Source organism: Mycolicibacterium septicum DSM 44393, from assembly GCF_000455325.1.
In the GTDB taxonomy this organism is placed as follows: domain Bacteria; phylum Actinomycetota; class Actinomycetes; order Mycobacteriales; family Mycobacteriaceae; genus Mycobacterium; species Mycobacterium septicum.
On record NZ_HG322951.1, the window covers coordinates 2,987,942 to 3,001,889 of the forward strand.

A 13,948-nucleotide genomic window follows, 5' to 3' on the forward strand; every position below is an offset into this window, starting at 1 on the left:
GGGCCCAGGGTAGTGCCGGAAGTGAAAAGACCTGGTCAATGCTGATGTTTTACCCGCGCGGCGTGGCGTAGCTGCGCCAGAAAATCGTCGGCGTCGTCGCTGCGCACCAGGTAGTGGCAGACCGCCACCCGCACCGCGGTGGCCGCGGCGATGTCGGCATCCGGCCCGGTTGTCAGTCGCTGCAGGCGTTCCCGCATCAGCGGGATCACCTGGGTGAGGCGCTTGATGACATGTTCCGGTTCGATGTCGACCATGCGTAGTCCCGGGTAGGACTGCTGATACTCGACGACCGTCCGCAGCGCGGCGTCCAGGTGTTCGTTGTCGGGCAGGTCGGCGGAGGCCTGCGCCACGGCCTGTTCGTAGTACTTGCGCTCCCACACCACGAATGCGTCGAGCAGTTCCTGTTTGGAGGCGAACCAGCGGTAGAGCGTGGGCCGGGAAACCCCGGCCTGCAGGGCGACCTCGGACAGGCTGAGCTTGGTCATGCCGTTGGCCCCGAGCACTTCGGCGGTCGCGGCCAGGATCCGTCCGCGGGTGCTGCTGTCGTCGTCGATGGACGATATTTCCGCCATGCCCACAGCTTTACAAACTATCGCCGAACTGTCACGCTAATTCGTGGCGCGACACCGTTGTCGGACGCCCGTGCAGGAGGGAACACCGTGACAGTTGCCAGCTCACCGCAGGCACGCGAATACAGCCCATTCGACATCACGTCGCACGATTTCTGGAGCCGGCCCTTCGCCGAGCGGGACGAGACATTCGCACAGTTGCGCGCGGGTGAGGGCCTGAGCTGGCATCAGCCGCTGTCGACGCTGTTCGACGTCGAGGAGCCCGGTTTCTGGGCGGTGACCCGCCGCGCCGACATCCAGTTCGTGAGCCAGCACCCCGAGTTGTTCACCTCGACCCAGGGCGTTGCGCTGGATCCGATGCCGGCCGACGTGCAGAAGTTCGCCACCTTCTTCCTGATGATGGATCCGCCCGAGCACACCACGTACCGACGCCTGATCAGCTCGGCGTTCACCCCGCGGAACGTGCGCAAGATCGAGGAGCAGATTCACCGCAACGCTGTTGCCGTCGTCGACGACCTGATCGGTGCCGGGGACGTCGACTTCGTCGAGGCATGCTCGGCGCAGCTGCCGATGCGGACGATCTCCGACATGCTCGGTGTACCCGCTGCCGATCAGCCCGCGCTGGCCAAGGCGGCCGAGAAGCTGTTCAGCATGAGCGATGACGAGTACTCGTCGCTCGAAGAGCGCGCGATGGCCACCATCAACGAGATCATGCTGATTTCGAACACAGGCGTGGAGCTGGCCAAGTTCCGGCGGTCCAATCCCGGCGACGACCTGATGACCAGCATCGTCAACGCCGAGGTAGACGGGCACCGGCTGACCGACGAGGAGATCGGGGCATTCCTGATCCTGCTGGCCTCGGCGGGTAACGACACCACCAAGCAGACCACCACTCACGCGATGCTGGCGCTGGCTGCCAATCCGGCCCAGAAGGATTGGCTGTTGGAGGATTTCGACAACCGGATCGGTCTGGCCACAGAGGAATTCGTGCGGTGGGCCACCCCGGTGATCCAGTTCGCGCGGCACGCCACCGAGGACGTCGAGCTGGCCGGCCAGCAGATCAGGGCAGGCGAGAAGGTGGGCCTGTTCTACTGCTCGGGCAACCGGGACGAGTCGGTGTTCACCGACCCGCAGCGGTTCGACCTGAGCCGTTCTCCCAATCCGCAGGTCGGGTTCGGCGGTGGTGGCCCGCACTTCTGTCTGGGCAACCAGCTGGCCAAGACCGAGTTGCGGCACCTGTTCCGCGAGCTGCTGACCCGGCTGAAGACCGTCGAATTCGGTGAGCCCGAACTGCTGTACAGCAGCTTCGTGCACGGCATCAAGCGCGTGCCCGCGCACATCGCGTAGGTAGGCACCCGATGCGCGTCGAAGTCGACCTGGGCAAGTGCACCGGGCACGGCATCTGCGAATCGATCGCCGAGGACGTGTTCGAAGTTTCCGACGAGGGCATGGTGCACATCCACGGGGATGATCATCCGGAGAGCGACCGGGAACGCTTGCAGCAGGCCGTGACCCAATGCCCGGCGACCGCCCTGCGGATGCAGGGCTGAATCTCAGGCGGCCGCGATCAGCACCCGGCCCGGCCCGCGCACCGTGTAGTTGGTGCCGTAGTCCAGGGGCCCGGCCAGCTGCCAGTCGCCGACGGTGTCGATCAGCTCCTCGACGAAGATCTGGGCCTCCAGGCGGGCCAGGTTCATGCCGAGGCAACTGTGCAGACCGAAGGCGAATCCCAGGTGGGACAGCTTGCGCCGGGTGATGTCGAACTCGTCGGGGCGCTCCCAGCGTCGCGGATCGCGGTTGGCCGCGCCCAGCAGCAGGGTGATCCGCTCACCGTCGGCGACGGCGACCTCACCGACGGTCACGCCGTCACCGACCACATCGCGGAAGATGGAGTGCGACACCGTTTCCAGACGGTGCACCTCTTCCGCCACATCGAGGGCCAACGTGCGATCGGACTGCAGGATTCGCCGCTGGTCCGCATGAACGGCCAGGGTGGCCACGATCTGGGCGAGCAGCTTGGCGGTGGTCTCGTTGCCGGCGAACACCAATTGGGTATTGCTGGCGACGATCTCCTGTTCGGTCATGTGCTCGCAGGCGTAGTCGTGGCCGACCATCGTGCCGATCAGATCCCAACTGTCGTCGGCTGGGCAGCCCCGGCGGGGCAGTTGCTCGCGGATGTAGGAATTCAGTTGGGCCGTCGCGTGTTTACCGGCGGCGATCAACTCGGCACCGTGCCCGCCGGGCATGCTGTACCCCTCGGCGGAAGCGCCCATCGCGTCGCTCCACGCGGTGAACTGGCCGACCATCTCGGGTTCCACGCCGAGCATGTGCGCGATCACCTCGGTCGGGATACCGCGGGTGAGCTCCGAGACCACCTCGACGGTTTCCCCGTCGCGCAGTCTGGCGGCGACCGGCTCCAGCTTGGCGCGAACGATGTCGGTGATCACCGGGCGCAGCTGAGCTAGGGTCCTCGGCCGGAAATCGCCGGACCAGATCGACCTGATCTGGTCGTGGTGTGGGCCGTCGTAGAACTCCATCGTGGGTCCGCCGAACACCGCTGCGTGCTCCACCTGGCCGCGTTCGGAGCCGAACTGTGAAGGGGCACTGAGGATCTGCTTGACCAGGGCGAACTCGCCGACCATCCACCGGTTGATCCGCTCGTTGAAGACCACTCCGCCCAGTTCCCGGATCTCGCGGTAGCGCGCCCACGGATCGGCGACGAATGACGGGTCGGCGGTGTCGAACGACAGCAGCGGAAAATGGGCGGCAACCATAGGTGCCATGTTGACAATTTTGTGCGATTCTGTAAAGCGTGAGTTTCAAGGATCTCGGCCGCGAACTGTCCAACTGGGGCCGATGGGGGCCCGACGACCAGATCGGCACCCTCAACCTCGTCGAGCCGCGTCACGTGCAGGCAGCAGCCGGTGAAGTCCGTTCGGGCAAGGTGTTTCAGCTGAGCATTCCGGTGGGCAAGGACGGCCCGCAGAGCGGCATCGGCGGCCGGCTCAACCCGGTCCACCTGATGTCCATGCAGCCCGACGACTGGGAACCGCACGGGCTGCAGGTCGCCGACGACTGGATCATCATGCCGCTGCAGTCCGGGACCCAATGGGACGCGTTGTCGCACGTCGCCTACGACGACAAGCTGTACAACGGCTACCCCACAGACCAGGTCCGCACCCGGGCCGGAGCCCGTCAGCTGGCTGTCGACGCCTTCACCGACCGGATAGCCGGGCGCGGTGTACTGCTCGACATCGCCCGGTTGGGCGGGGTGGACTGGCTCGAAGGCGGTACCGCGATCACCCCGGACGACCTCGAGGCCGCCGAAGCGGCACAGGGTGTCACCGTCGGAGAGGCTGACTTCCTGCTGGTGCGGACGGGCTGGCGGGGCAGACTGCTGGCCCACGGCCGCGACGATTGGATGTCCACCGAACCGGGCCTGGGCATCGACTGCGCGCGCTGGTTGCGAGATCGCGGCGTCGCGGCGGTGGGCAGTGACAACTGGGCCATCGAGGTGATCCCAAGCGAGACGGGGGAGACGCTGCCGCTGCACTGCATCCTGATCCGCGACATGGGCATGCCGCTGGCCGAGATCCTCGACCTCGACGCACTGAGCGCCGACTGTGCCGGCGACGGGGTGTGGAGTTTTCTGTTCGTGGCGCCGCCGCTGCACATCAGCAATGCGGTGGGTTCGCCGGTCACGCCCATCGCGATCAAATGAGCCCGGCATTCCAGTACCGGCTGCGTACCCCGGCCCCGCTGGTCAGCGTCGAGGACTACCGGCGTGCGGCGCGCCGGGCTCTGCCCGCCATGGTGTGGGCCTACCTCGATGGTGGGGCCGAGGATGAGCGCACATTGCGTGCCAATCGCAGTGCCTTCGCGAATTGGTCACTGCGCCAACGCGTTCTGGCCGGGCACCCCGGTGCCGAGTTGGGGGTGACGATCGACGGTCAGCGACTCGAACTGCCGGTGCTGCTGGCTCCCACCGGGCTCACCGGGCTCGCGCACTGGTCGGGTGAGCTGGCCGCCGCACAGGCCGCCGAACGGGCAGGCACCCGACTGACACTGTCGACGGCGTCGTCGTACTCCATCGAGGAAGTCGCCGCAGGCACGTCGGCCGACCACTGGTTCCAGCTGTATCCCTGGGGCGATGGCCCGTTCTCGGATTCCATGCTCAGCCGGGCCCGTGACACCGGTTACCGCACCCTGGTGGTGACCGTCGACGTTCCGGTGCAGGGCAACCGCACCGGGGAGCGGCGCACCGGCATGGGACACCCGCCGATCCTCACGCCACGCCGCATCGCCGACGCCGCGATCCGGCCGCACTGGTGGTACGGACTGCTGCGGCACCAGCGGATGACGATGCGCAGCCTCACCCACACCGCAGGCGCGAAGGGCGCGGTGGAATCCGTGAGCATCCAGAACCGCCGGATCCGGCCCGACCTGAGTTGGCGTGACGTGGCCGCGCTCCGCGAGCGCTGGGACGGGCCGTTCGTGGTCAAGGGTGTGTTGGAACCAGAGGACGCGGTGCGTGCGGTCGACGACGTGGGCGCCACCGGGGTGGTGGTGTCCAATCACGGTGGGCGCCAACTCAATGGGGTGATCGCCTCGGTGAACGCGTTGCCCGACATCGCCGACGCCGTCGGCGGACGCGCCACGGTGCTGCTGGACAGCGGTGTGCGATCCGGCACCGACATCGTGACGGCACTGGCCCTCGGGGCCGACGCCGTGATGATCGGCCGGCCCTACATCTACGGGCTGGCCGTGGCCGGTGGTGCCGGAGTGGGTGCGGTGCTCGACATCCTGGCCGCCGAGATGCGCTCGACGCTGACGTTGATGGGTGTGGCGAGTGTGGCTGACTTGACCCGTGACGTTCTTCGGCGAGCAGACACGTAGGTACCCAATTTTGGTGTCGGCAGGGTACTTCCGCGTCTGCTCGTGCTAGGAACTTTTCGGTGGGCGGGGGCGCACCAGCACCGACTGCTGGATCGCGCCCACCGCGCCGGTCTGGTCGAACAGCGTCCCCACCGTGGCGCCGATGCCGTCGGGGCCGTAGTTGGTGTCGGCACGGATGCCGATCCACTCCCCGTCGGGCACTCGGTGGATGTGCACCACCAGATCGGTGTTGAGGAACGTCCACTTGCGGATGTCGATCTTGGAGCCGATGCCGTTGGCGTCGTCAGCGACGGCGAACAAGCGCTGCAGCGGCGTCATCGACTCGCCCTTGACCAGGTCGACGGTCGGCTTGAGCCAGGACTCACCCGGGCCGGGCGCCTGCGGCACGGTCAGCCAGCGCCAATCCACGCTGTGCACGTAGTTGGGCTCCCAGTTCTTGGCCATGTCGTGGCTACGGGCCTGCTCCAGCGGCGGCAGCGGTTCGGCAGAGGCGTGCGCGATGGCGGCGGTGTCGAGTTGCAACATCCGCCAACCGCTGGCTCGGGCCACCACTCTGGCTTCCCCGTCGGGGCGGGGCGCCAGCATCTCGGCGCTGACCAGTTCGATCTGCTTGCCGGGGCGTTCCAACTGGGCACGCACCCACAGGTCACCTTCGGAGGGCACGCCGCCCATCAGATCGATGGCCACCCGGCTCAGGCGGGTGTCGGCGCGGTGCTCGCAGCGCTCCAGTGCGCGCACCAGCAGCGCCGAGACCGGCGCTGCGTGCTGGATGGCCGCCGACCAGGTGCCACGTGTCATGTCGGTCGCGCGAAACTTCTCGCCGATCGCGTCGTTCTCGTCGATCAGCTCGTAGTAAGAGTCAGACATATCTACCGTTCAGTGGTGATGGTGGGTGTCGTGATCGCCCGGCGCGGGGGTTTCGACCATCAGCGCGTCGACCCGCGACAGTTTGGTGCCGATCAGGCGTTCCGGATAGGCGTCGGTGGTGGTGACCAGAAACAGGGTGCGTCCCTCGGCACCGCCCAGGGCACACGCGATCGCGGTGCGGCCGTCGGCGTCGACCCGGTGCGTCACCGAGGAGCCGTCAGGGGCGAAGCGCTGGAACTCCTGCGCCAACGTCAATGCCGCCCACACCCCGCCCTCGACGTCCATCGCGAGGCCGTCCGGCGGGCCGTCGAGACCGTCGGCGAACACCCGCCGGTCGGTGAGCCCGCCATCGGGGGAGATGGTGAACGCGCTCAACCGTCGCGCGGTGGACTCCGCGACGATCAGGGTGGTGCCATCCGGGGTGATCACCATGCCGTTGGGGAAGTCCAGATGCTCGGCGACAACCGTCACCTGGTCATCAGGGTCGATACGCACGATCACCCCATCGGTGCGGGCCTGCGATCCGACATAGGCCCGGCCGTGCTCGTCGACCACCATGTCACCGAGGGCTGCGGGGACCAGGTCGCTGAGATCGGCCAGCAGTTCGACGGTGTCTCCGTCGTAACGCAGCACCTGACGGCGCTCGGTGGAGACGATCAGCAGGGTGCCGTCGGGCCGGAAACCCAGCCCGGACGGCGAATGTCCGGGTACGGGCAGGGTGGTCATGGAGCCTGCCAGCGTGACCGTGTGCACGGCTTCGCCCAGCATGTCGGAAAACCACAGCATGCCCTCGAACCAGCGCGGCCCCTCGCCGAAACAGAAACCGTGCGCCAGTTCGGTTGTCCCGGTTTGTTCGGTTCCCGCAGTCATGTCCTCGCGCCTTTACAAAACACGCCTCAAGTGTCACGCTCGCATGGTGCCACTGTCAACTATCGGAGCGTCGTGATGAAGAAGTTCTACGGCCACACGCTGCTGTATTTGCACGAGACCATCGACCTGGGATCAGGTCGGACCGACCAGTTCACGGAGACCTTCGGTGAGGTCTACCGGCCGATGATGGAGGACCTCGGCGCGCGGCTGTTCGCGATCTGGGAAACCACGCCCTACAACGGGCACTGGCCGCAGGTGACGATCATCTGGGAGATCGACGCTTTCGCCGACTACGCCCGCATCGGCAAGGCGCAGGCGGTCGGCGGCAGTCACGAGAAGCCCGCACTCCAGTGGGCGGCATACCTGTCCGAGCTCGGGGCCCGCGGTGAGGGCCGGATCATGTACGCCGGCAAGTACAACAGGACCCTTGCGCAGCTCCAGGAGGCGAACTTCGGTGCGGGCCTGGTGATTCAGGAGATCATGGAAACCAAGCCCGGGCGCCAGGACGACTACATCCGGGAACTCGAGCGGTTGTATGTGCCGTGGTCGGAGAGCACCGGCAAGCGCTGGCTGGGCTCGTTCATCACCACCTTCCGGTTCAACGAGGTGATCCACTACTGGGCACTCGACGACGACTGGGACTGCTTCGAGAACCATTACCCGTCGTGGAAGGGCAGCCCGCCCGCGGAGATCGTCACCTGGATGAGCGTGGCCCCCGCGCTTCGCGACGGCTGGGAGGATTCCATCCTCTCGGCCCTGCCGCCCTCACCGCTGAAGTAGGCCTGGCATGAATCAGCCTGTGCTGCAGGATTTCACCTACGATCCGTTCGATCCGGACGTGATGGCCGACCCGTTGCCGTACTACCGGATCTTGCGCGACGAGTACCCGGTGTACTACATCGACAAATGGGACACCTATGCGTTGTCCCGGTTCGACGACATCTGGAACATGCTCGGAGTCAACGACGGAACCTTCGTCGCCTCCGAGGGCACCCTGCCGGCCGCGAACGTGCTGGCGCATCGCAACGACGGCCCGGTGCCCGATCCGCCGCTTCATCCCATGCCCTTCCACGCCAACTTCGATTCTCCGCTCTACGAGAACGTGCGGCGGTGCACTTCGGCGCAGTTCCGGCCGCGATCGGCGGCCAAGCTGGCTGACAGGATCCGGACGCTGGCCAACGAGCGTCTGGACGAACTGCTGCCGCGCGGCACGTTTGACCTGACGCAGGACTACGGCGGTATCGTCGCCGCCGCGATGGTCTGCGAATTCGTCGGACTACCTGCCGATCTCGCGCCGGAGGTGCTGGCGACGGTCAACGCGGGCAGCCTCGCTCAGCCCGGGGAGGGGGTCGAGGTGGGCAATGCCCGCCCCGGCTACCTGTCCTACCTCACCCCGATCATCGAGCGGCGGCGCGCAGCCGGCCATGACGGCAGCGTGCCGATCGCCGATGCCCTGCTCGACTTCCGGCTGCCCGACGGATCGGCCTTCGGGGACATGGAAGCCGCGGTGCAGATGCTCGGCGTGTTCATCGGCGGTACCGAGACGGTCCCGAAGATCACCGCGACCGGGCTGTGGCAGCTGCTTCGGCACCCCGACCAGTTGGCCGCAGTGCGTTCCGATCTCGACGGCAATGTGCCGGTCGCCCGTGAGGAGATCATCCGGCACAGTGCCCCGGCGCAGTGGTTCGCCCGAACGGTGCGGCGGCCCTACACGGTTCACGGCACCACCATCAATCCCGGCCAACGTGTCATCACGCTGCTTGCCTCGGCGGCCCGCGACGAACGGGAATACGACAATCCGGACGATTTCGTGTGGAACCGGCCCATCGAACGGCTGTTGTCGTTCGGCCACGGGCAGCATTTCTGCCTCGGCGTACACGTGGCCCGGCTGGAGATCACCATCATGATCCAGGAGTTCCTCAAACGCGTGCCCGACTATCACATCGACGAGGCCGCGGCATCCCGGCCGCCGTCGAGTTTCCAGTGGGGCTGGAACAACATCCCTGTGGAGGTGTGACGTGTGGTCGTATCGGCTCGTCGCTCCGTATGTGTTTGAGCGGAAAGATATTTCAGAACCATCGCCGGAATCGCTGGCCGACGGCCAGGTGCTGCTGGACTTCCTGGCGGCCGGGATCTGTGGCAGCGACCTGCCCGGATTCCGTGGCACCCAGGGCAAGCTGCCGGGGGACACCGGATGCTGTGCGGCGGAGATGACCGGCTTCCCGATCCACGAGATCGTCGGCGAGGTACTGGCCAGCCGCCATCCCGATCACCGACCGGGGGAGCGCGTGGTGGGTTGGGCGTCGGGCTTCGACGGTCTGATGGGCCGCGTGATCGCCGACGGAGCCGGGCTGGTCTCCTACGACCCGGCACTGACCCCGGAACTGGCTGTCGGCCTGCAGCCGCTGGCATGCGTCCTGTACGCCGTCGAGCAACTGCCGGATCTGCGAGGCCGCCACGTCGCCGTCATCGGACAGGGCTCGATCGGCTTGCTGTTCTCCTATGTGGCAAAGGCGTTCGGTGCCGCACGGGTCACCGGGGTGGACCCCGTGGATCGTTCTTCGGTGAGCGCGCACTTCGGGGTCGACGACGCGGTCCGGGCCACGAGCGACCGCTGGGTCCGGCATCTGGGACCGGTCGGCAAGCCTGATGTCGTCATCGAAGCCGTCGGGCACCAGGTCGCCACGCTCAACCACGCATTGGAAGCCTCCGCGTTCGGGGGCACGGTGTTCTACTTCGGGGTGCCTGACGACGACAGCTATCCGATCAGCATGCGCACCATGTTGCGGAACAACCTGACCCTCAAATCCGGTGTCACACTGGACCGTCAGCGCGTGCTGCGCCGGGCCGACGAGTTCGCCCGGGAGCATCCCGACCTGTTGCCCAGGTACGTGACCCACACGTTCGGCTCGGACGATGTGCAGGCGGCGTTCGAACTGGCCTGCCGTCCGGTGCCCGAGCGCGTCAAGATCGCGATCACCCGGTGAGCGCGAGCAGACTGCAGGACGCGTTGGCCGCCAACGCCCAGGTCTGGGGCGGCTGGGTGGTCGGGCCGACGATCCTCGGTCCCGAGGAGTTCGCGGCGGCGGGTTACCACTACGTCGGATTCGACGTCCAGCACGGCTATCTCGACGATGCGGACGTGGCGCTGCTGTTGAGACGGCTCGAGCATGTGCCGATCGCCACCGCGGTGCGGCTGCCCTCGGCCGACCCCGCGCCGATCGGCCGGGTGCTCGACGCGGGCGCCGACGCGGTGATCATCGCCATGGTGGAATCCGCCGAACAGGCAGCCGCCGCGGTCGCGGCCACCCGTTACGCCCCGGCCGGGGTGCGCAGCTTCGGCCCGTTGCGGGCGAGCCTCGGACACGACACCGCCGAGCTGGAGGCCCGGGTGAGTGTGTTCGCGATGATCGAGACCGCGCGCGGTCTGGCCGTCGCCGAGGAGATCTGTGCGGTGCCCGGCCTCACCGGGATCTACGTCGGCCCGGCGGACCTGGCCATCTCGATGGGATACCAACTCTCCGATGCCTGGACGCACCCCGAGGTGCGGGCGGCGATGGTCGCGGTCCAGACTGCCGCCCGCGCGGCCGGACTGGTCTCCGGAATCCATGCCGGGGCCGGAAAACTCGGAAAGTCCATGGCCGACTTGGGTTTCCAGATGATCACCCTGGCCTCGGAATCTCAGGCGTTACGCCGTGGTGCCGCCGAGCACCTCGATGAGGCAACAGGAAGCGCCGGCGGTCCGCCCGCACCCGGGCGGGCCGCGACCGGCACCGAACGAGGAGGCTACAACTGAACGCAGGAGCAGTGCCGAGCGGCGACCGGGTCGCGCTGGTGACCGGCGCCGCACGCGGCCAGGGCGCGGCCATCGTGCGCCGACTGGTGGCCGACGGCTACCGGGTGACAGCAGCTGATCTGCTGATCGACGAACTGACCACGAGCACAGCCGAATTCGGCGACCGGGTGCTGGCCGTCCAGCTGGACGTGACCTCGGCCGAGCAGTGGCAGGCCGCGGTGCGGGCCACCGTCGAGCGGTTCGGTGGGCTCAACGCGCTGGTCAACAACGCCGGTGTGCTGCATCGGGCCCCGATCGCCGAGGAAACGGCGGCCGGATTCGAAGGTTCCTGGCGCGTCAACTGCCTTGGGCCGTTCCTCGGATTGCAGGCGGCGCTCGAGTCGCTCCGGCAGGCCGAAGGTGCTGCCGTGGTGAACACCTGCAGCACCGGCGCCGTCCGGCCGTTTCCGAACCATGCGGCCTACGGGTCGTCGAAGTGGGCATTGCGCGGGCTCACCCAACTGGCGGCCGCCGAACTGGGTCGCGACGGTATCCGGGTCAACGCGGTGTTCCCGGGCCCCGTCGAGACACCGATGCTCGACGAGTCGACCCAGGCCCGGCTGGCCGATCGGGCCACCCTGGGCCGGTTGGGCAAGCCGAACGAAATCGCCGACGCCGTGGCGTTTCTGCTGTCGGGCCAGGCGGCCTTCATCACCGGCTCGGAACTCCTCGTCGACGGCGGCCAATGTCTGCAGATCGGATAGTGCGCATGTCCAGCTCACCCTCAGTGGGGATCATCGGTGCAGGCCCGGGTGGCCTGGCGCTCGGAATCTTCCTGAAAAAGGCGGGTTTCGACGATTTCACCATCTTCGACCGCGAAGACGGGGTCGGTGGTACGTGGCGGATCAACACCTACCCGGGCCTGGCCTGCGACGTGAAGTCGCACCTGTACTCCTACTCGTTCGATCTCAACGCCGGCTGGAGCCGGCTGTGGGCCGGGCAACCGGAGATCCTGGAGTACTTCGAGCGGTGCGCCGAGCGCTACCGGCTCGGCTCGCACCTGCAACTGAACACCGAGATCGTTGCGGCACAGTGGGATTCCGGAGCCAACAACTGGGTGTTGACCACCGGGTCCGGTGTGCAGCACCGCTTCGACTTCGTGGTCTCGGCGATCGGCCTGTTCACCCAACCGCTGCAACCGGATCTGGTACAGGAGGAGCCGTTCACCGGCACCCTCATGCACACCGCCGAATGGGACCACGGCGTCGCCATCGACGGGGCTCGGGTGGCCGTACTCGGTACCGGATCGACTGCCTCCCAGGTGGTTCCGGAGATGGCGAAGGTCGCCGAGAAGGTGTATTCGGTCCAGCGCTCGGCGACCTGGGTGTTGCCGAAACCCGACCGGCCGTACACCGAGCGGGAACGCTGGCTGTTCGCCCACGTGCCGTTCGCGAAGAAGATCTACCGGACCCGGCTCTGGCTGCGCAGCGAGTCCAACATCGCCGTCATCGAGAACGGCAGCGACAAGACCCAGGAGTTCAAGGCGCTCGCGCTCAACCTCCTCGAATCAACCGTGGCCGACGACGAACTGCGGGCACGGCTCACCCCGGACCATCCGCTGGGTTGCAAGCGGCTGGTGTTCTCGCCGGATTTCATCGCCACCCTGACCCGGCCCAACGTCGAGGTGGTGTCCAGCCCGGCCCGTGCGTTGCGGGCCCGGTCCCTGGTCACCGAGGACGGTCGGGAACTCGACGTCGATGTGGTGGTGTGCGCCACCGGGTACGCGGCCGCCGACTATCTCGGGCAGATCGAGGTGACCGGCGAGAACGGGGTGTCGCTGCACGACACCTGGAGTGACGGGGCATTCGCCTACCTGGGGATGGCGGTGCCCGGCTTCCCCAACTTCTTCATGCTCTACGGACCCAACACCAACGTCGGCTCCAACAGCGTCATCTTCATCCTGGAGGCGCAGGCCCGATACGTGGTTCGGGCACTGAAACACCTTCGGCGCAAACACAAGTCCTATGTGGCGGTGCGTCCCGGCGCCATGGCCGCGTTTCTCGCCGACATCGACCGGTGGATGCAGGGCACCGTGTGGCTGACCCGGTGCAGCAGCTATTTCCGGGCACCCAGCGGCCGGGTGGTCACCCAATGGCCACGCAGTGCCCGCGCATTCTGGTCGATGACCCGCCGGTTCCGGTCCGCCGACTACACTTTCGAACCGCCCACCAACTACCCGGCCCCGGTCTCCGCGGCCGCCGATCGGACGGACGGCTGAGCCATGCCCTGGCTGGAGCGCCTCGACCCCGCGTTGCACGGATTTGCCGAGGCGCGCACCGACCTGTCCACGGAGCAGTTGGGCGTGGTGCGTACCTCGCTGGATCAGCGACGCCGGGACGCTGCCCAGGTCCTGGACACGCCCGGCGTCGAGATCGTCGGCGCCCGCGTCGCGCTCGGACGACGCACCATCCCGGTGCGGATCTACCGCGGTGGCCCCTCGCCGTCACCCGCGGTGGTGTACTGCCATTCCGGTGCCTTCGTCCTGGGCAACCTCGACACCGACCAGATCCAATGTGTGGAGCTGGCCCGGCGGGCCCGGTGCACGGTGATCGCCATGGACTACCGGCTCGCGCCCGAATATCCCTACCCGGCCGCCTTCGACGACGCGATGGTGGTGCTCAACTGGGCGGCCACGCTGGCCGGCGAGCTCGACATCGACGCGGGCCGCATCGCGGTGGCCGGCAACAGCGCGGGCGGCTCGCTGGCCGCGCTGCTGGCGCAGCATTCGGCGGCCGGCTCCGCGCCCCCCATCGTGTTCCAGTCGCTGCACCAGCCGGTGCTCGACGACCGGCCCACCCGGTCGAAGGAGGAGTTCGCCGACACCCCGGGGTTCGACGGCCCGGCGACCGTCGCGATGTGGCGGCACTATGTGGGCGGCCGGGACGTGCCGGAGGCGGCTGTGCCCGCCCGG

The 13,948-nt window shown here is 67.4% G+C and carries 15 protein-coding genes; 11 read left to right on the plus strand and 4 right to left on the minus strand.

Annotation, left to right across the window (positions count from 1 at the left end):
* Positions 1-35 precede the first annotated feature (35 nt).
* Positions 36-572: a TetR/AcrR family transcriptional regulator gene (locus TX88_RS14075; RefSeq protein ID WP_044517567.1), complete on the minus strand. Its 537-nt coding sequence runs from the start codon at positions 570-572 to the stop codon at positions 36-38.
* Between the two features lie 87 nt (positions 573-659).
* On the opposite strand from TX88_RS14075, the gene TX88_RS14080 reads away from it, so the two are divergent.
* A complete protein-coding gene (locus TX88_RS14080; RefSeq protein ID WP_044517571.1) occupies positions 660-1,916 on the plus strand; it encodes a cytochrome P450 in 1,257 nt (418 codons plus the stop codon).
* Between the two features lie 11 nt (positions 1,917-1,927).
* Positions 1,928-2,119: a ferredoxin gene (locus TX88_RS14085; protein ID WP_044517572.1), complete on the plus strand. Its 192-nt coding sequence runs from the start codon at positions 1,928-1,930 to the stop codon at positions 2,117-2,119.
* Positions 2,120-2,122: 3 nt separating this feature from the next.
* Here the strand turns inward: TX88_RS14085 and TX88_RS14090 are convergent, their stop codons facing one another.
* Positions 2,123-3,352, minus strand: a complete 1,230-nt coding sequence (locus tag TX88_RS14090; RefSeq protein WP_084621902.1) for a cytochrome P450 — start codon at positions 3,350-3,352, stop codon at positions 2,123-2,125.
* A 29-nt stretch (positions 3,353-3,381) separates the two neighbouring features.
* Between TX88_RS14090 and TX88_RS14095 the strand changes: the two genes are divergently transcribed.
* Positions 3,382-4,290 carry a cyclase family protein gene (locus tag TX88_RS14095; protein WP_044517577.1) on the plus strand — a complete coding sequence of 303 codons (909 nt, stop codon included), beginning with the start codon at positions 3,382-3,384 and terminating at the stop codon, positions 4,288-4,290.
* Complete coding sequence (locus tag TX88_RS14100; RefSeq protein ID WP_044517580.1) at positions 4,287-5,465, plus strand: alpha-hydroxy acid oxidase; 1,179 nt, start codon at positions 4,287-4,289, stop codon at positions 5,463-5,465. Before TX88_RS14095 ends, TX88_RS14100 begins: the two co-directional genes overlap by 4 nt.
* Before the next feature lie 45 nt (positions 5,466-5,510).
* Here TX88_RS14100 and TX88_RS14105 read toward each other — a convergent pair whose 3' ends face one another.
* The gene (locus TX88_RS14105; protein ID WP_044517581.1) at positions 5,511-6,332 is read right to left on the minus strand and encodes a thioesterase family protein; all 822 of its coding nucleotides are present in this window, start codon (positions 6,330-6,332) and stop codon (positions 5,511-5,513) included.
* 9 nt (positions 6,333-6,341) lie between these two features.
* Positions 6,342-7,202, minus strand: coding sequence for an SMP-30/gluconolactonase/LRE family protein (locus TX88_RS14110; RefSeq protein ID WP_044517582.1), 861 nt, complete (start codon positions 7,200-7,202; stop codon positions 6,342-6,344).
* Positions 7,203-7,277: 75 nt separating this feature from the next.
* On the opposite strand from TX88_RS14110, the gene TX88_RS14115 reads away from it, so the two are divergent.
* From TX88_RS14115 to TX88_RS14145, 7 genes are all read left to right on the plus strand, one after another.
* Positions 7,278-7,982, plus strand: a complete 705-nt coding sequence (locus TX88_RS14115) for a hypothetical protein (RefSeq protein ID WP_044517584.1) — start codon at positions 7,278-7,280, stop codon at positions 7,980-7,982.
* A 7-nt stretch (positions 7,983-7,989) separates the two neighbouring features.
* Entirely contained in the window at positions 7,990-9,219 is a 1,230-nt protein-coding gene (locus TX88_RS14120) for a cytochrome P450 (RefSeq protein WP_044517585.1), read from the plus strand.
* 1 nt (position 9,220) lies between these two features.
* Positions 9,221-10,189 (plus strand): zinc-binding dehydrogenase, encoded by a 969-nt coding sequence (locus TX88_RS14125; protein WP_044517587.1) that lies wholly within the window; start codon positions 9,221-9,223, stop codon positions 10,187-10,189.
* Entirely contained in the window at positions 10,186-10,998 is an 813-nt protein-coding gene (locus TX88_RS14130; RefSeq protein ID WP_044517588.1) for an HpcH/HpaI aldolase family protein, read from the plus strand. Before TX88_RS14125 ends, TX88_RS14130 begins: the two co-directional genes overlap by 4 nt.
* Positions 10,999-11,009: 11 nt before the next feature.
* A complete protein-coding gene (locus tag TX88_RS14135; protein ID WP_044517589.1) occupies positions 11,010-11,741 on the plus strand; it encodes an SDR family NAD(P)-dependent oxidoreductase in 732 nt (243 codons plus the stop codon).
* A complete protein-coding gene (locus tag TX88_RS14140; protein ID WP_044517590.1) occupies positions 11,723-13,255 on the plus strand; it encodes a flavin-containing monooxygenase in 1,533 nt (510 codons plus the stop codon). Before TX88_RS14135 ends, TX88_RS14140 begins: the two co-directional genes overlap by 19 nt.
* A 3-nt stretch (positions 13,256-13,258) precedes the next feature.
* Positions 13,259-13,948 (plus strand): alpha/beta hydrolase (locus TX88_RS14145; protein ID WP_044517592.1); only part of this gene is annotated, 690 nt, incomplete at its 3' end.